The 14,298-nt window shown below is 67.6% G+C and carries 17 protein-coding genes and 1 tRNA gene; 10 read left to right on the forward strand and 8 right to left on the reverse strand.

Features of this window, described 5'->3' with window-relative positions; all coding sequences use genetic code 11:
* Window positions 1–22: 22 nt before the first annotated feature.
* The 7 genes from AC27IO_RS13095 (at window position 23) to AC27IO_RS13125 (ending at window position 4,561) form a co-directional block, all read left to right on the forward strand.
* Complete coding sequence (locus AC27IO_RS13095; protein ID WP_498739175.1) at window positions 23–172, forward strand: HupE/UreJ family protein; 150 nt, start codon at window positions 23–25, stop codon at window positions 170–172.
* 48 nt (window positions 173–220) lie between these two features.
* Window positions 221–553, forward strand: coding sequence for an urease subunit beta (locus AC27IO_RS13100; RefSeq protein WP_272564743.1), 333 nt, complete (start codon window positions 221–223; stop codon window positions 551–553).
* Window positions 554–603: 50 nt separating this feature from the next.
* Window positions 604–2,346, forward strand: coding sequence for an urease subunit alpha (ureC, locus tag AC27IO_RS13105; RefSeq protein WP_284402365.1), 1,743 nt, complete (start codon window positions 604–606; stop codon window positions 2,344–2,346).
* Between the two features lie 8 nt (window positions 2,347–2,354).
* A complete protein-coding gene (gene ureE, locus AC27IO_RS13110) occupies window positions 2,355–3,008 on the forward strand; it encodes an urease accessory protein UreE (RefSeq protein ID WP_498739164.1) in 654 nt (217 codons plus the stop codon).
* A gap of 11 nt (window positions 3,009–3,019) precedes the next feature.
* Window positions 3,020–3,760, forward strand: coding sequence for an urease accessory protein UreF (locus tag AC27IO_RS13115; RefSeq protein ID WP_498739165.1), 741 nt, complete (start codon window positions 3,020–3,022; stop codon window positions 3,758–3,760).
* Window positions 3,757–4,425: an urease accessory protein UreG gene (ureG, locus tag AC27IO_RS13120; RefSeq protein ID WP_317355130.1), complete on the forward strand. Its 669-nt coding sequence runs from the start codon at window positions 3,757–3,759 to the stop codon at window positions 4,423–4,425. The genes AC27IO_RS13115 and ureG overlap by 4 nt, the downstream gene beginning before the upstream one ends.
* 48 nt (window positions 4,426–4,473) lie before the next feature.
* Window positions 4,474–4,561: transfer RNA gene (locus AC27IO_RS13125), tRNA-Ser, on the forward strand.
* A 148-nt stretch (window positions 4,562–4,709) separates the two neighbouring features.
* Here AC27IO_RS13125 and AC27IO_RS13130 read toward each other — a convergent pair.
* The 4 genes from AC27IO_RS13130 to AC27IO_RS13145 form a co-directional block, all read right to left on the reverse strand.
* Complete coding sequence (locus AC27IO_RS13130) at window positions 4,710–5,099, reverse strand: hypothetical protein (protein ID WP_498739176.1); 390 nt, start codon at window positions 5,097–5,099, stop codon at window positions 4,710–4,712.
* Entirely contained in the window at window positions 4,997–5,527 is a 531-nt protein-coding gene (locus tag AC27IO_RS13135; protein WP_498739166.1) for a hypothetical protein, read from the reverse strand. Before AC27IO_RS13135 ends, AC27IO_RS13130 begins: the two co-directional genes overlap by 103 nt.
* Window positions 5,528–5,619: 92 nt before the next feature.
* Complete coding sequence (locus AC27IO_RS13140) at window positions 5,620–6,309, reverse strand: hypothetical protein (protein ID WP_498739167.1); 690 nt, start codon at window positions 6,307–6,309, stop codon at window positions 5,620–5,622.
* 366 nt (window positions 6,310–6,675) lie between these two features.
* On the reverse strand, window positions 6,676–7,026 hold the full coding sequence (locus AC27IO_RS13145; protein WP_498739168.1) for a phage virion morphogenesis protein: 351 nt from the start codon (window positions 7,024–7,026) through the stop codon (window positions 6,676–6,678).
* A 91-nt stretch (window positions 7,027–7,117) separates the two neighbouring features.
* Between AC27IO_RS13145 and AC27IO_RS13150 the strand changes: the two genes are divergently transcribed.
* A complete protein-coding gene (locus AC27IO_RS13150) occupies window positions 7,118–7,381 on the forward strand; it encodes a hypothetical protein (protein ID WP_498739169.1) in 264 nt (87 codons plus the stop codon).
* Between the two features lie 87 nt (window positions 7,382–7,468).
* Here AC27IO_RS13150 and AC27IO_RS13155 read toward each other — a convergent pair whose 3' ends face one another.
* Both AC27IO_RS13155 and AC27IO_RS13160 read right to left on the reverse strand, forming a co-directional pair.
* Complete coding sequence (locus AC27IO_RS13155; RefSeq protein ID WP_498739170.1) at window positions 7,469–8,512, reverse strand: alpha/beta hydrolase; 1,044 nt, start codon at window positions 8,510–8,512, stop codon at window positions 7,469–7,471.
* Between the two features lie 249 nt (window positions 8,513–8,761).
* Window positions 8,762–8,977: a hypothetical protein gene (locus AC27IO_RS13160; RefSeq protein ID WP_498739171.1), complete on the reverse strand. Its 216-nt coding sequence runs from the start codon at window positions 8,975–8,977 to the stop codon at window positions 8,762–8,764.
* Between the two features lie 208 nt (window positions 8,978–9,185).
* Between AC27IO_RS13160 and AC27IO_RS13165 the strand changes: the two genes are divergently transcribed.
* Both AC27IO_RS13165 and AC27IO_RS13170 read left to right on the forward strand, forming a co-directional pair.
* A complete protein-coding gene (locus AC27IO_RS13165; RefSeq protein ID WP_498739172.1) occupies window positions 9,186–10,292 on the forward strand; it encodes a hypothetical protein in 1,107 nt (368 codons plus the stop codon).
* Window positions 10,293–10,357: 65 nt separating this feature from the next.
* Window positions 10,358–10,753 (forward strand): hypothetical protein, encoded by a 396-nt coding sequence (locus AC27IO_RS13170; RefSeq protein WP_284429168.1) that lies wholly within the window; start codon window positions 10,358–10,360, stop codon window positions 10,751–10,753.
* 93 nt (window positions 10,754–10,846) lie between these two features.
* On the opposite strand, the gene AC27IO_RS13175 is transcribed toward AC27IO_RS13170, so the two are convergent.
* The gene (locus AC27IO_RS13175) at window positions 10,847–11,905 is read right to left on the reverse strand and encodes a formylglycine-generating enzyme family protein (RefSeq protein ID WP_498739173.1); all 1,059 of its coding nucleotides are present in this window, start codon (window positions 11,903–11,905) and stop codon (window positions 10,847–10,849) included.
* A gap of 192 nt (window positions 11,906–12,097) precedes the next feature.
* A complete protein-coding gene (locus tag AC27IO_RS13180) occupies window positions 12,098–13,882 on the reverse strand; it encodes a cyclic peptide export ABC transporter (RefSeq protein WP_498739174.1) in 1,785 nt (594 codons plus the stop codon).
* Window positions 13,883–14,298: the final 416 nt, after the last annotated feature.

The raw sequence follows: 14,298 nt of genomic DNA on the forward strand, positions 1-14,298 counted from the left end.
CGGCAGCGGCCAGTGGCTGGCCCTGGCCGGCATGGTGATCGCCACCGCCACGCTGCACGCCGCCGGCATCGCCCTGGGCCATGCCGTGGTGGCGCGCCACCGCTGGCTGGCCGTGGCGGCGGGCGCCTCGACCGCGCTGCTGGGCGCCACGCTGCTCGTGCGCATGGCCTGAGCGGCCCAACGCATCGACCACTGCACCATCCCACTGCGAGCCCACCCCATGATCCCCGGCGAACTCCTCATCGACGACGGCGAGCACGCGCTCAACACTGGCCGCCGCACCCTCACCCTGGTGGTGCGCAACACCGCCGACCGGCCGATCCAGGTCGGCTCGCACTACCACTTCGCCGAGACCAACGGCGCGCTCGGCTTCGACCGCGATGCCGCACGCGGCATGCGGCTGAACATCGCCAGCGGCACGGCCGTGCGCTTCGAGCCCGGCCAGCAGCGCACCGTGGAACTGGTGGACTACGCGGGCGACCGCACGGTGTACGGCTTTCGGGGCCTCACGCAGGGGCCGCTGGGCGAGCCGCCGGCCCCGGCCGCCGCCTGAACCCCGACCCCATCCCTTTTCGAACCGCCCGAGAGCTGGAGAGCATTCCCATGGCCACTGTGTCCAAACGCGCCTATGCCGAGATGTTCGGCCCCACCGTCGGAGACCGCGTGCGCCTGGCCGACACCGGGCTCATCGCCGAGGTGGAACAGGACTACACGCTGCGCGCCGGCGCCTATGGCGAAGAGGTCAAGTTCGGCGGCGGCAAGACCATCCGCGACGGCATGGCGCAGGGCCAGCGCACGCGCGACGGCCAGGGCACCGGCCCCACGGCCGGGGGCGCCATGGACACGGTGCTGACCAACGCGCTCATCCTGGACCACTGGGGCATCGTCAAGGCCGACATCGGCCTGAAGGGCGGGCGCATCGCCGCCATCGGCAAGGCCGGCAACCCCGACACGCAGCCCGGCGTGGACATCGTCATCGGCCCCGGCACCGAGATCATCAGCTGCGAGGGCAACATCGTCACCGCGGGCGGCATCGACAGCCACATCCATTTCATCTGCCCGCAGCAGATCGAAGAGGCCCTGGCGTCGGGCGTGACCACCATGCTGGGCGGCGGCACCGGCCCGGCCACCGGCACGCTGGCCACCACCTGCACCTCGGGCCCCTGGAACATCGAGCGCATGCTGCAGGCGGCCGACGCCTTTCCCATGAACCTCGGCTTTCTCGGCAAGGGCAACGCCAGCCTGCCCGACGCGCTGCACGAGCAGATCGACGCGGGCGTGATCGGCCTCAAGCTGCACGAGGACTGGGGCACCACGCCCGCGGCCATCAGCAACTGCCTGGACGTGGCCGACGCCACCGACACGCAGGTCGCCATCCACTCCGACACGCTCAACGAGAGCGGCTTCGTCGAGAACACCATCGCCGCCGTGGCGGGCCGCGGCATCTGCGCCTTCCACACCGAAGGCGCGGGCGGCGGGCATGCGCCCGACATCCTGCGCGTGGTGGGCGAGGCGAACTTTCTGCCGTCTTCCACCAACCCCACCATGCCCTACACGGTGAATACGCTGGACGAGCATGTGGACATGCTCATGGTGTGCCACCACCTGGACGCCTCCATCGCCGAAGACCTGGCCTTTGCGGAGAGCCGCATCCGCAAGGAAACCATCGCGGCCGAAGACGTGCTGCACGACCTGGGCGCCATCAGCATGATGAGCAGCGACAGCCAGGCCATGGGCCGCGTGGGCGAGGTCATCCTGCGCACCTGGCAGACGGCCCACAAGATGAAGGCGCAGCGCGGCACGCTGGACGGCGACACCGCGCGCAACGACAACACGCGCATCAAGCGCTACGTGGCCAAGTACACCATCAACCCCGCCATCGCCCACGGCATCAGCCACGAGGTGGGCAGCCTGGAGGTGGGCAAGTGGGCCGACATCGTGATCTGGAAGCCCGCCTTCTTCGGCGTCAAGCCCGCCATGATCCTGAAGGGCGGCTTCATCGCCATGGCCGCCATGGGCGACCCCAACGCCTCCATCCCCACGCCGCAACCCGTGCACTACCGGCCCATGTTCGGCGCCTTCGGCGGTGCGCTGGCCCGCACCTCGCTCACCTTCGTGTCGCAGGCCGGACTGGCCGCGGGCATCGGCGAGCGCTTCGGCCTGGCCAAGCAGCTCAGCGCCGTGCGCGGCGTGCGCGGCGTGCGCAAGCAGCACATGGTGCACAACCACTACACGCCGCGCATGGAGATCGACGCGCAGACCTACACCGTGCGCGCCGACGGCCAGCTGCTCACCTGCGAGCCCGCGACCGTGCTGCCCATGGCGCAACGCTACTTTCTGTTCTGATCGCACGCATGCATCAAGTCTCCAAACTCATCGCCCAGGGCAAGGGCCTCGCGCCCGTGCTCGTCAAGCGCGCCGCCACCCTCGAACTCGACTGGGACACGCGCCAGAAAAGCCGCTTCGCCGCCACCGACTCCACCGGGCGGGAACTGGGCATCTTCCTGCCCCGGGGCACCGCCGTGCGTGGCGGCGACGTGCTGGTGGCCGAGGACGGCGCCCTGGTCCGAGTGATCGCCGCGCCCCAGGCGGTGCTGCGTATCACCCATTGCACCCACCACGGCACTCCCTTCGATCTGACCCGCGCTGCCTACCACCTGGGCAACCGGCACGTGCCCATCGAACTCACGCCCACCCACCTGCAGATCGAGCCCGACCACGTGCTCGCCGACATGCTGCGCGCCATGCACCTCATCGTGAACGCGATCGATGCCCCCTTCGAGCCCGAGGGTGGCGCCTATGCGGCGGGCGGGCACCATGGGCACGGGCACCACGGCCATGACCATGGCCACGACCATGCAGCCCCTTCGCACGACGCCGCCGGCCCTGCGCACGGCGATGGGCATGACCATGGGCACCGCCATGCAAGCCATGGCCACGATCACGGCGATGCGCACGCCCATGGCCACGACCATGCGAAGTGCGATCACCCGCACCACAATCCTTGATTGACGCCGGGATGACGGCCCCCGACTGCAACGCACCTCCTCCCCAAGCCCCCACGGCCCTGCCCGCCGCCAGCCTGCTGCAGCTCATCTGGCTGGCCTCGCCGGCGCTGCCGGTGGGCGGGTTCTCGTACTCCGAAGGACTGGAAGTGGCGGTGGAGCGCGCCGGCGTCACCACCGAAGCCGCCGCCGCCGAATGGCTGGCCGCGCAACTGCAGCTCACCCAGGCGCGCGGCGACATGGCCGTGCTGCAGCAGGCGCTGGCCGCTTGGCGCGCCACCGACCACACCCGCGTGCGCCAATTGAACGACTGGGTGCTGCAAACGCGCGAGACCAGCGAAATGCGCCTGCAGACCGAGCAGATGGGCCGGTCGCTGGCCGACTGGCTGCGCAACCAGCACGCGGGCGACGCCGCCCGGCTGCACGACGTGGCCGCGCTCGCCGCCCTGCCGCCCACCCCCACCTACCCTGTCGCCTTCGCCCTGGCCGCCGCCGGCACCGAAGCCGGCGCGCGCGACGTGCTGCTGGCCTACACCTTCGGCTGGGCCGAGAACATGGTGCAGGCCGCCCTCAAGGCCGTGCCCCTGGGCCAGAGCGCCGGCCAGCGCATCCTGGCCCGGCTGGCCGCCGCCATTCCCGCCGCCACTGAGGCCGCGCTGCACACCGGCGACGCGGACCGCCAGGCCTTCTCGCCCATGCTCGCCATCCTGTCGGCGCAGCATGAAACCCAATACTCCCGCCTCTTCCGATCATGAACACCACCACCACCAGCACCACCGCACTGCACCACATCCCCCACCGCACCAAGCCCCTGCCCCCGCTGCGCGTGGGCATCGGCGGCCCCGTCGGCTCGGGCAAGACCACCCTGCTGGAAATGCTGTGCAAGGCCATGCGCGACAAGCATGACCTCATCGCCATCACCAACGACATCTATACCAAGGAAGACCAGCGCCTGCTCACGGTGAGCGGCGCCCTGCCCGCGGAACGCATCCTCGGCGTGGAAACCGGCGGCTGCCCCCACACCGCCATCCGCGAAGACGCCTCCATCAACCTGGAGGCCATCGACCGCATGCTGGCGCAGTTTCCGAACGCCGACGTGGTCTTCATCGAAAGCGGCGGCGACAACCTCGCGGCCACGTTCAGCCCCGAGCTGAGCGACCTCACGCTCTACGTGATCGACGTGGCCGCGGGCGAGAAGATCCCCCGCAAGGGCGGCCCCGGCATCACCAAGAGCGACCTGTTCGTCATCAACAAGACCGACCTGGCCCCGCACGTGGGCGCCAACCTGGACGTGATGGCCGCCGACACCACGCGCATGCGCGGCACCAAGCCGTTCGTGATGACCAATCTGAAAACCCTGCAGGGTCTGGACGAGGTCGTGGCCTTCATCGAGAAGAAGGGCCTGCTGCAGGCGGCCTGATGCGCGGGGACGGGGCGTGGAGGCCGGCTAGAATACGCGCCAGTTTGCGGAGACTTGGGTGAGCGGTTTAAACCAGCAGTCTTGAAAACTGCCGACGGGCAACCGTCCGTGAGTTCGAATCTCACAGTCTCCGCCACCTCAGCAAAAACAAGCGCCTTACGAGGCGCTTTTTTTTTCGCCTTCCCCAAAAATTTGGCCCATACGAATCAACGTGTTACGCCCTAATGGCTGGCTTTATATACAGCAACTCATCAGCTGACATTCAGCCACTCAACAACCTCAATTCAAGTTTTACCGCCTACGTGAGGGCCTACAGAAACATCTGTGCCGAAGCGCATCCTTGGAATGACCGCCCTGTAGGTGTCCGGCTGCGCCTGGAGGGCTTGCACCCGGTGGGCGGTGCTCACGGACAGGCGCACGCCCAGCATGCGGGCGGCGTCGGCTTTCAGCGCAGTATCGACGGCGGCGCGCACGGGCTCGGCCTGGGCTTGGTCGGTCACCCACAGCATCGCCAGCACGGCGCCGGGCACGGGCTGGCTGGCCTGCGCGGCGCGCAACAGGGTCGAGGCCGTCAGGGCAACGAATTCGCAGTGCTGCCGCGTGCCCTGGGCGCCAAGCGCGGCAATCTTGAGCTGCAGGCGGGTGCGCAGCCGTTCGTCGGCCTCGCCCGCCATGCGCTGCACGCCAACAGGGCGGCCAGCTGGTCGAGGTCGCTGCCGGCGACGAAGGCCAGCAGGTGGGCGCGGGCGGCGTCGTTGATGCGGGCGCGAATGAGCAGCTCACCATAGGCGTGCGACTCGTCTTGTCGATCTGCAAGCGCGGCTCCCAGCACATGAGGGCCGAAACGATGGCGCCATACACGCGGGCTTGGGTGGCCATGTTGTCGGGCTGGCACGACGGGTGGCCACCAGTGGCTACCCTGCTTACCCGCAGCGCGGCCGGCGAGCCAGGGCAGCCAATCGGTGGTGTTTTCGCCCAGTTGGACCCGGCAGCGTGCGGGCTTGGCGTGCCGCACGGCCATCACGGTGCCCATGCGCGCGAGGTTTTCGAGCCGGCGTGCGGCTTCCTGCGGGCTGTCTTGCTGTGGCGTTTCGTAACGCATCACCGCAAAGTGCTTTCGCACGCGCGCGGACGCCAGCAGTGGGCACTGTGGGGAAGCGTTTCACAGTTCCCCGAACGTAATTCGTCGCCAGCTCAGGAGCCGCGCGGGCCTTTCGATCCCAGAGATGATGACCTCAAGCCGGCGGCAAACGTTCCCACCGGATGCTCCTCAAATTGCCAGTGACCAATGCAGTCCTTCCCGTGTTGATAGTCACCGTCAATATCTACCCCTTTTACGAAGCGAGCTAAATGTTCAACTCCAGGACGGGGCCTCATTAGGCCGGGTGGGTCACCAGTCCAAACAATTTTTCCTTCTTGGTTGGGCCACCCTTCGTTGAGGCCGTCGCAATGAAATTCGAGCGGCTCCACCTTTGTCACTCGTATGTGTAGCGCTTTTGTAAGGTCGAGATGGGTATCTACGAACCAAGGAACGAGTGCGACGTTGTCAGAATTTCCCCTGCCTCGAACCGACGGGTAGGCCACTCCCGCAATCACCACTGACTTCCCTTCAAAGTTCCCATAATGCAATTCGGCGATTGCGGCAGTGATTTTGTATTTTTCTCTTTCTCCTGCGGAAATGTGTTCAGTGAAAATTGCGCTCAGCGGATCATCTGAAATTTCCGGCTCACTCGCCACCACATTTAAATCCGGCGCTACGCGCTGACTCCCCATGTTTGCTAATACCTGGTCCGTGTAACCAATATGAGTTAGAAGTGCATCACTGCGCAGCCTCCAGATTGAGAGAACAAATTCATCACCGATTTCAGCGTCACACTCGTACAACAAAGGTGACTTTGAAAGGCCGCAGTACAAAATGGGCCGGCCTTCCCTGTTCAACCTATTCAACCTGCACTGATGGGGAGGGGGGTAGGCTAGGGTGAGTCGTTCAGCTGCGCAGGCTGAAATGCCGAATCTACTTTTCGAGCCCGATAAACAAAGCGGCCTGCAGCTAACCTGTACGCCGTCAGAGTTCGGCCGGCCATGCGAGTTGAGATGCTTGCTTGAAGTTCATCTATCGAAGCTGTTCTCGCGGCCGCGCGCAACCATTCAATGAATGGTGCATCAAACCCAGCTCTCTCTCCGGAACTGACGTAGTTGGGCATTTGTTACCTCGTGAAGGTGGCAGCTTGGGGCAACGGCATTAGGCCGTCATAGCTCGAAATACTCTAATAGTCGTTCCTTTAACAAGTCTAAGTCGTTGTGTGAAAAATCCAATAGCTCCCGCACTGGGAATTTGTAGTTCGGTCCGCTTGGCCTGAATGCATCCACTTCCCCGAAGTGGTGAACGCGGGCGATCCGCTTTGCGCGCCCTCCGAAGGTGGCCACGGCGGCGCCGCCCTCTGCCCGCGCTTTAAGGAGCTTTTGCTGGCGCAGCTTGGCAAACATGGGCTGCCCCTGGCGGGCATGCTGGCGCAGCTTCTGGCGCATGCTGCGCAGGTTGTCCCCGGGCGGCTTCCTGGGCACCCATGCGCCCCCATCCGGGTCGGTCTGCGCGCGCATGCGCTGGGCGTTAAGTTAATTGTGTGCAGGCGCCGCGCCAAGTCCACCAGCAGGCGGCGGCGCTGTTCAAGGCTCACATCCTTCATCACTGTTGAAAACCAATCAGGACAACAGCTACATGCTGATTGCCGAGCGCGACATACCCGCGCTAAGGATTGCAGCGGGAGAGCGCTGCATCTTCTCGACAGTCGATTGCCATACCAACCCCTCGCACATCGACGCAGTTTGTACGCAGGGCCCAACCACGCTGAAAGCGTCTGACTGGCCGGCATTCAAACGCTTGCCGAAGGAGGACTTCGGCATTCCTCCGACGGAGGCCGTGCAGACATTTCCCAACGCCTGCCCAAAGCGCTAGTGACCGAAGCGACCGATGCAAAAACATCGGATCGCATAGCGCTTTGAGTGCGCTGCGTCAGGCGCTACCGGCAATGACGAACGCAGCCTAGATCGCAAGCGACTCCCGCAAACGCTCCCCCGCGTAGGCCTGCGCCAGCCGCGCCTTCTCCAGCACCGCGGCCGCACCGAAGAACTCGTGCGCGACGCCTTCGTATTCCCGGCGCTCCACCGGCGTGCCGGCCTTTTGCAGGGCGTCTTCCAGCTTCGCTCCGTCGCTGCGCAGCGGGTCCAGGCGGGCATTGATGATGGTCACGGGCGGCAGCCCACGCAAATCGGCGTCGATGAGGGACAGGCGCGGGTCGGCCAGGTCGTCCTCCGTGCGCACCAAATGGTCGACGAACCACTTCACCATCGCGCGGTTCAATGGCTTGGCGATGGCGTTTTCGAGGTACGACTCGGTGTTGAGGCTGGTCTGCGCCACGGGGTACACGCTCAGCACGTGCCGGGGCGGCGGCAGGCCGGCGTCCCTGGCGGCAATGGCGGTGGCCAGGGCCAGGTTGCCGCCGGCGCTCTCGCCGGCCAGGGCCAGGCGGCGGGCGTCGCCCCCGATGCGGGAGGCGAACTGGGTGAGCCAGCGGTAGCTGGCCAGGGCGTCGTCCCAGGCGGCGGGGAACTTGTGCTCCGGTGCCTGGCGGTAGTCCACCGACACGACGATGGCGTGCGCCTGCTTGGCCAGGCCCCGGGCACCGCCGTCATAGACCTCCTTGTCGGCGATGACCCAGCCGCCACCATGGAAGAACAGCACCACGGGCAGCTCGGCGCCCTGGCCGGTGGCATCTTCCGGTGCATAGACAGTGGCCTGCAGCGGGCCGTGGTCGGTGTCGATGGACAGGGGCGTGGCGCGCACGCCGGGCACCAGCGCGGTGGGGTCGGTGGCGCGGCCTTGCTGGGTCAGCAGGTGTTTCACGGCATCCGCCACGGTGGGCTGGCTGCGGGCTTCCTGCACGCTGAGTTTCTCGATGGCCTTGGGGTGCAGGGCCTCGTGGGCCTTGGCCAGTTCAAGCTGGTCATCGTCGGCGCGGATCGCGGCGATGGTGTTGGACAGTGCGTTGACGATGGGATTGGGCTCGCCGTGCTTTTCTTCGCTCATGGGACATTCCTTCGAGACAGTGAATGGATGAGCGGCCACTCTATGGAGGGCTTGGGCCGGGCCGCGTCAGACGCCACGCCGGGGCAGCGTGCGGCGCACAGGAGGCGCGTTTGACGGCAAGTTTTACGGCAAGGGCAGCGCCACGCCGTGCGCCGGGTCACGGGGCGCAGGCAGGCCCCGGCAGGGGCGCGAAGGAATGCGCGAAAAAGAAAGGATCGGTGGCGTTGGCCCGTGCCTGACCTGCCGGCCTCAGCGGAACCCACCCCGTGTCGGGTCGTGTGGTAACCGCGCGGCGCGCGGGCCTTCCAACCGGTCGGGAGCCACGCGTTGGCGTTGCTCGGCCAGGGCCGTGCGCGCAAGATGCAGGCGCTCGGCCGCCTGGTGCAGGGATTGCCGCAGCGCCACCGCGGCCGATCGAAGCCGGCGCGCATGCTGGATGGGGTCTTCGTCGTCTTGCGTGGACATGCCGATGCTCTAGCAAACGGTGTTCCCACGGGTGGCGGGATGGCGGCCGGCCAAAGTCCGCGGGCCTGCACGGCCTTCGCTTGCACGCCGATCGGTTCGGACCGCTTCAGGCGGCGTGGCCAGCCAGGCGGCACCATCCCCTTCAGCCACGACATGAAGCCGGCCGTCCGGTTGCAGTCGCCCCTTCTTTTTGCATGGGATACGGTAAATGACATCGATATTCAGCTTCAACAAGCTGCGGACCGCCATGGGTTCAGCAGGCGCTTCGACCGAACCGGCACCTTCCGCCACACCCGGCACCCCGACCGGCAAAAGCAAGTCCTCGAGCGGTTTCAACGGGCTACAGGGCCGCGAGAACCCGGCGCAAAACGGTGGCATGGCCCCGCGCGGGCGCTCGCCGATGATGCAGGCGTTTTCCAACGCCGCGATGCATGCCCACGGCGCCGTGCACCAGGCATCGCAGGGCATGCAAAACGACGTGCAGAAGCTCAAGAACGGCTATTCGGCGTTCCGCGCCGAGTCCCATGCCGCGTCCCGCCCGGGCTTCAGCTATCCCCAGCTGGCGGGGGAACATCGCCTGGCACAGGCCGACCATCGGCAGCGCGCGCAGGCGGCCTATTCCCAGGCGGCAGGCCATGCCCGTGCGTTTTTCGGAGAGACGGCCCATGGCATGTCGCAAGGAGCGCGCCAGGCGGCGTCCTCCCTGGCATCGACGATGGAACGGTTCGATCCGCGCCGGCTGGCCCATCAGGCCAAGCGGTATGGCAACGCAGCCCTGCACCAGGCGACCCAGGTGGCCATGGTGGGCGTGGGCGGCGCGCTGCTCGCAGGCGCGGCCGTGGCCCATGGCGTGAATGCGGCGCGGTACAAGGTGGGACAGGTCGCGCACTCCGCCGCCCAGAGGGTGGACCACGCGGTGCAGTCAGCAGCGTACCGCGTGGACCACGCCGTGCAATCCGCGGCGCACCGGGTGGACCACGCCATGTACCGGGCGGATCAGGCCATCCAGTCGGCCGTGAACCGTGCGGAATACGCGGTCCACTCCGGCCTGCACCGCGTGGACAACGCGCTGCACCGGGCGGAACACAAGATCCAGAACATGGGGCATCGCATCGACCATGCGGTGCAGTCTGCCGTCTATCGGGCCGAACACATGGCACAAACCGCTCTCAACCAGGCGGCCTACCCGTTCCGGGCGGCGGCGCACACCTACCAATCATTCGCGCATGCGGCATCGGTGTTCAAGCACGACATGGCCCATTTCGACCCTTACCGCATGTCGCACCAATACCAGCGATACCAGTCCAGTTGGTGATGCCTGTCGATTGCGCACAACGAACCTGATCGCCGCCTCGGCCACCTCATCTCGCAAGACCTGCCATGACCACCGAATACCTCGCCGAAACCCCTGTGACCTCTGACGCATCGCCCCTTGAAACCGCTGGCGATGCACCGCCGCCCCCGTTCGACGAGCGGGCCCTGCTGGCGCACTATGTGCTGCGCGATTTCGAGCAAGCCGTGGCCAACGTGGAGCAGCAGTTGTACGAATCCGAGCCCGCGCCCGATGCTTCGTCGGAATCCCCGCCCACGCAGGAGGCGTTGGAAGCCCTGGCCGAAGAGCGCAGGGCCCTGGCGCGCGACATCGTGATCGGCGCATGGCTCAACCGCAACAACCCGGATTGGGACCCGACCCGGCCGGAAACCCATCGGCCCGACCCGAACGATCCGCTGCTGGCGATTCTTCAATCCGTGCAGGAGCCCGCACCCGCGGACTGACGGCATGGCGGCGTGAAGCCACGCCGCCCGACAGTCGCCGCGCTGCGGATCGCCCGCCATTCAAGCGGCGCACGGCCAGGGCCGGGACCGCCCTCAGCGCGCGGCGGGCGGCACCGCCTTGTTTCGGGCGGCCACCGCACCGTCGATCTCCCGCAGCAGCCGCACCCCCACCAGCGTATAGCGGGTGTCCGGGCTGTTCCAGTTGCGGTACGAGCAGCGCGCATACAGCGGCCAGGTGTGCCAGGAGCCGCCGCGGCGCACGCGCACATCGCCCTGCGCGGGGCCTTGCGGATCGTCGCGCGCCGACTCGGCATAGGCAGTGTCGCCGTGCCAGTCCGAAACCCATTCCCACGCATTGCCCACCATGTCGTGCAGGCCGAAGGCGTTGGCGGGGTAGCTGGCCACCGGCGCGGTGAAGGCGTGGCCGTCGTGGCCTTGCAGCGCCTGGGCCTGCCAGCGGGGCCAGTAAGGCACGGCGTCCTGGTCGAACGTGTTGGCGTGGCGCACCAGGCCTTCAGGATCGTCACCGTGCGGATAGCGGGTGCGCGTGCCGGCGCGGCAGGCGTATTCCCACTCGGCTTCGGTCGGCAGGCGGTAGCGGTGGCCTTCGGTGCTGCTGAGCCAGGCCGCCAGCGCGTGCGCGTCGTGCCAGGTGATGTTGACCACGGGGTGGTCGTCGCCCTGCGCAAAGCCGGGGTTGCGCCAGGAGTAGCGCCGGTCGCGCCCCTCGAAGGCGTCGCCGCGCGCGGTGCTGGCCGGGTCGTAGCGGGGGTTGTAGCCATAGCCACCCGTGCCGTCGGCCTCGGATTCGGCGCGGTAGCCCGACGCCTCGATGAATCGGCGGAACTGGCCCACGGTCACCTCGGTCTGGCCCAGGTAGAACGCGCGGCGGATGCGCACGGTGTGCACGGGCGCCTCGTCCGCCAGCAGGGTGAAGCGCTGGCGCTCCATGAGCGGGTAGGACGCCGCCAGGGCCTCGGGGGATTCGTCGCTGCCCATGCGAAAGCGGCCGGCCGGGATGCGCACGAAGGGCATGCCGATCGAATTGGTCCAGACCGTGGCGGCGGGCGGCTGCGCGTGCGCGAAGGTCGCAAACGCCAGCCCCAGCACCGCTGGCAAGGAAGACAGAACACGGAGCGTGCAAGGGCGCATGGCGATTCCCTGAGGGTCCCGGAGACCGGAGGGGATCAGTGTATGCGGGCGGTGGCAGTCTGCGAATGATTCAAGCCAAATTGGCTTTCACGGCATATTTCACTAGGGCGTACCGCTACAAAAAAAGGAGCAAACTTCCGCCCCACCAGGGTTTGCAGTGCCTGCCGCACACGGCGCGCACAGCGCCGGGGATCACGCTGGCGTCAGGTCTTCCCGGGCTTCCTCCCTCGTGGCCTGGGCCGGTGGCACCCCAGGGCCGTGCGGCACCGTCTGCGGCGATGCAGGCGGCGGCCCGCCGTGCCCGCCACCCTGCCCCGCCGTGGCGGGGGCCACGCGGTCCTGCGCCACGCGGCCCGCCTGCATGGTCACCACGCGGTCGGCCAGGTGGAAATAGCGGTCGTCGTGGGAGATGACGACCAGCAGGTGCCCCTTGGCGCGCAGCTCGGGCAGCAGCTCGGTATAGAACAGGTGGCGAAAGGTGGGGTCCTGGTCGGCCGCCCATTCGTCGAACACCAGCACCGGGCGCCCCTCCAGGTAGGCATGCACCAGCGCCAGCCGCTTGCGCTGACCGGTGGAGAGGTCGGTGGTGGTGAACACGCCGTCCTTCACCGACACCTTGTGCGCGATCTCCAGACGCTCCAGGTACTTCTGGGCCTGCTCGGTCGAGCCCACCGACTCGCCGCCCAGCAGGTCTTCGAACAGGTAGAAATCCGAGAACACGGTGGTGAACAGCTGGCGGTAGTCGTCGCGCGTCTCGGGCACGACGGGCTCGCCGTCCCGCACGATGGTGCCGCTTTGCGGTGCATACAGCCCCAGCAGCAGCTTGATGAGGGTGGTCTTGCCGGAGCCGTTGTCTCCCACCACGAAGACGAGTTCGCCCTTGCGCAGGCGCAGGTTGATGGGGCCGAGCACGAAGGGCTCGCCGCCCTGCGGTGCATCGAAGGCGTAGCGCACGTCGCGCAGTTCGATGGCATCGTCCAGGCGGGCCTCGCGCTGCTGCGCGTGCAGCGGCAGGTGCGGCTCGGGGCTGGCGAAGCGGGCCGACAGGTCCGCGATGCGCTGGAAGGCCACCTTGGCCCGGCCCACGCCGGGCAGCGCCGAGGCGATCTGGTCCATGGGCCCCTTCAGGAACAGCAGCACCAGCACGAACCCGCTGAGCACGGCCGGCTCGGGCGCGCGCAGCGCGGCCCAGCCGAGGATGAGCGCGATCAGCAGGAAGAACAGCGCCGAGCCGAACGCCGTGGCGATCACATAGGTGTTGATGGCGCGCCCATTGACGGTGCGGATGCTGTCCACCACGCGCTCGATCTGCCCGCTGAACATGCGGGCGCGGCGCTCGCGGTGCATGCGCAGCTCCTTGGCGCCTTCGCTGATGCCGCGGTAGGCCTTGTGCAACTGCTCTTCGTACTCGCGCGCCTTCCAGAAGCCCGCCACGCCGCGCGACTGCGCCACCACCTGGATGGTGGCGCCGATGGCCAGCGCCACGATGAGCACGCCGAACAACGGCAGCGACAGCACGGCCAGGTAGATCAGGCAGCCCAGCGCGATGGCCACCGCGATGAGGGTGGCCGAGAGTGCGAACACCACGTCGCTGATCATGTCCACGTCCTGCGAGAGCACGGGCATGAGCCGATGGGTGCGGTAGCGCTCCAGCGCATCGATGGGCGCCGCGAGGATTTTCTGGGCCAGCCCCTTGCGCACCTGCGCTACCAGGCGCTGGCCCACGAAGTTGCTGGACATGTCGGACACCACCCGGCCGGCCAGGGCGCCCAGGCACAGGCAGATGAAGACCATGAGGAGCCCGCCGGCCAGCCCGCCCGGCGTGTTGAGCACCCGGTTGATGGTGGCCAGCAGCGCGACGGTGGCCGCGCCGGCGCCGATGCCGGTGATGGCGGACAGCGCGATCCACGGAAGGAAGGGCTGGAGCAGGCGCCTGATTTCGGCGGCGTTGCCACTGGGGCCATTGGGAGATGTCATGCGAAGGATCTTTCCGCCCCGGTGGCGTGCAACGCCCCGCGGCCCGGCTGGAGTGGAATGGACGACCGCAGGCACCCGTCCCGCGCACAGCGCGGCCCGGGGCCAGCCTGCGGCGGCGCTTGCGCGCCACCCACCCCCGAGACGATGGCCCGCCGCAAATGTTCATGCCGGCGTTCCCGCGCCGTGCGGGCATGCCGGGGCCGCAGCCCGCCGCGTGAACAATGCAGGGGTTGCTGCGTCTCCGTCCTATGTCCCCCGTGATGCCGATGCTGCAACCCCTGTTCCCTGGCGCGCTGGCGGCGCACGGCGACGGCCTGCAGTGCGCCGAGGCGCCGCCGCCTGGCGCCTTGCACCTGGCCGCGCTGCTGGGCACGCCCGGCGGCCTGAGCGATGTGCTGCACCGCCAGGCGCGGCAA

Source organism: Acidovorax sp. KNOB132 (assembly GCF_057541515.1).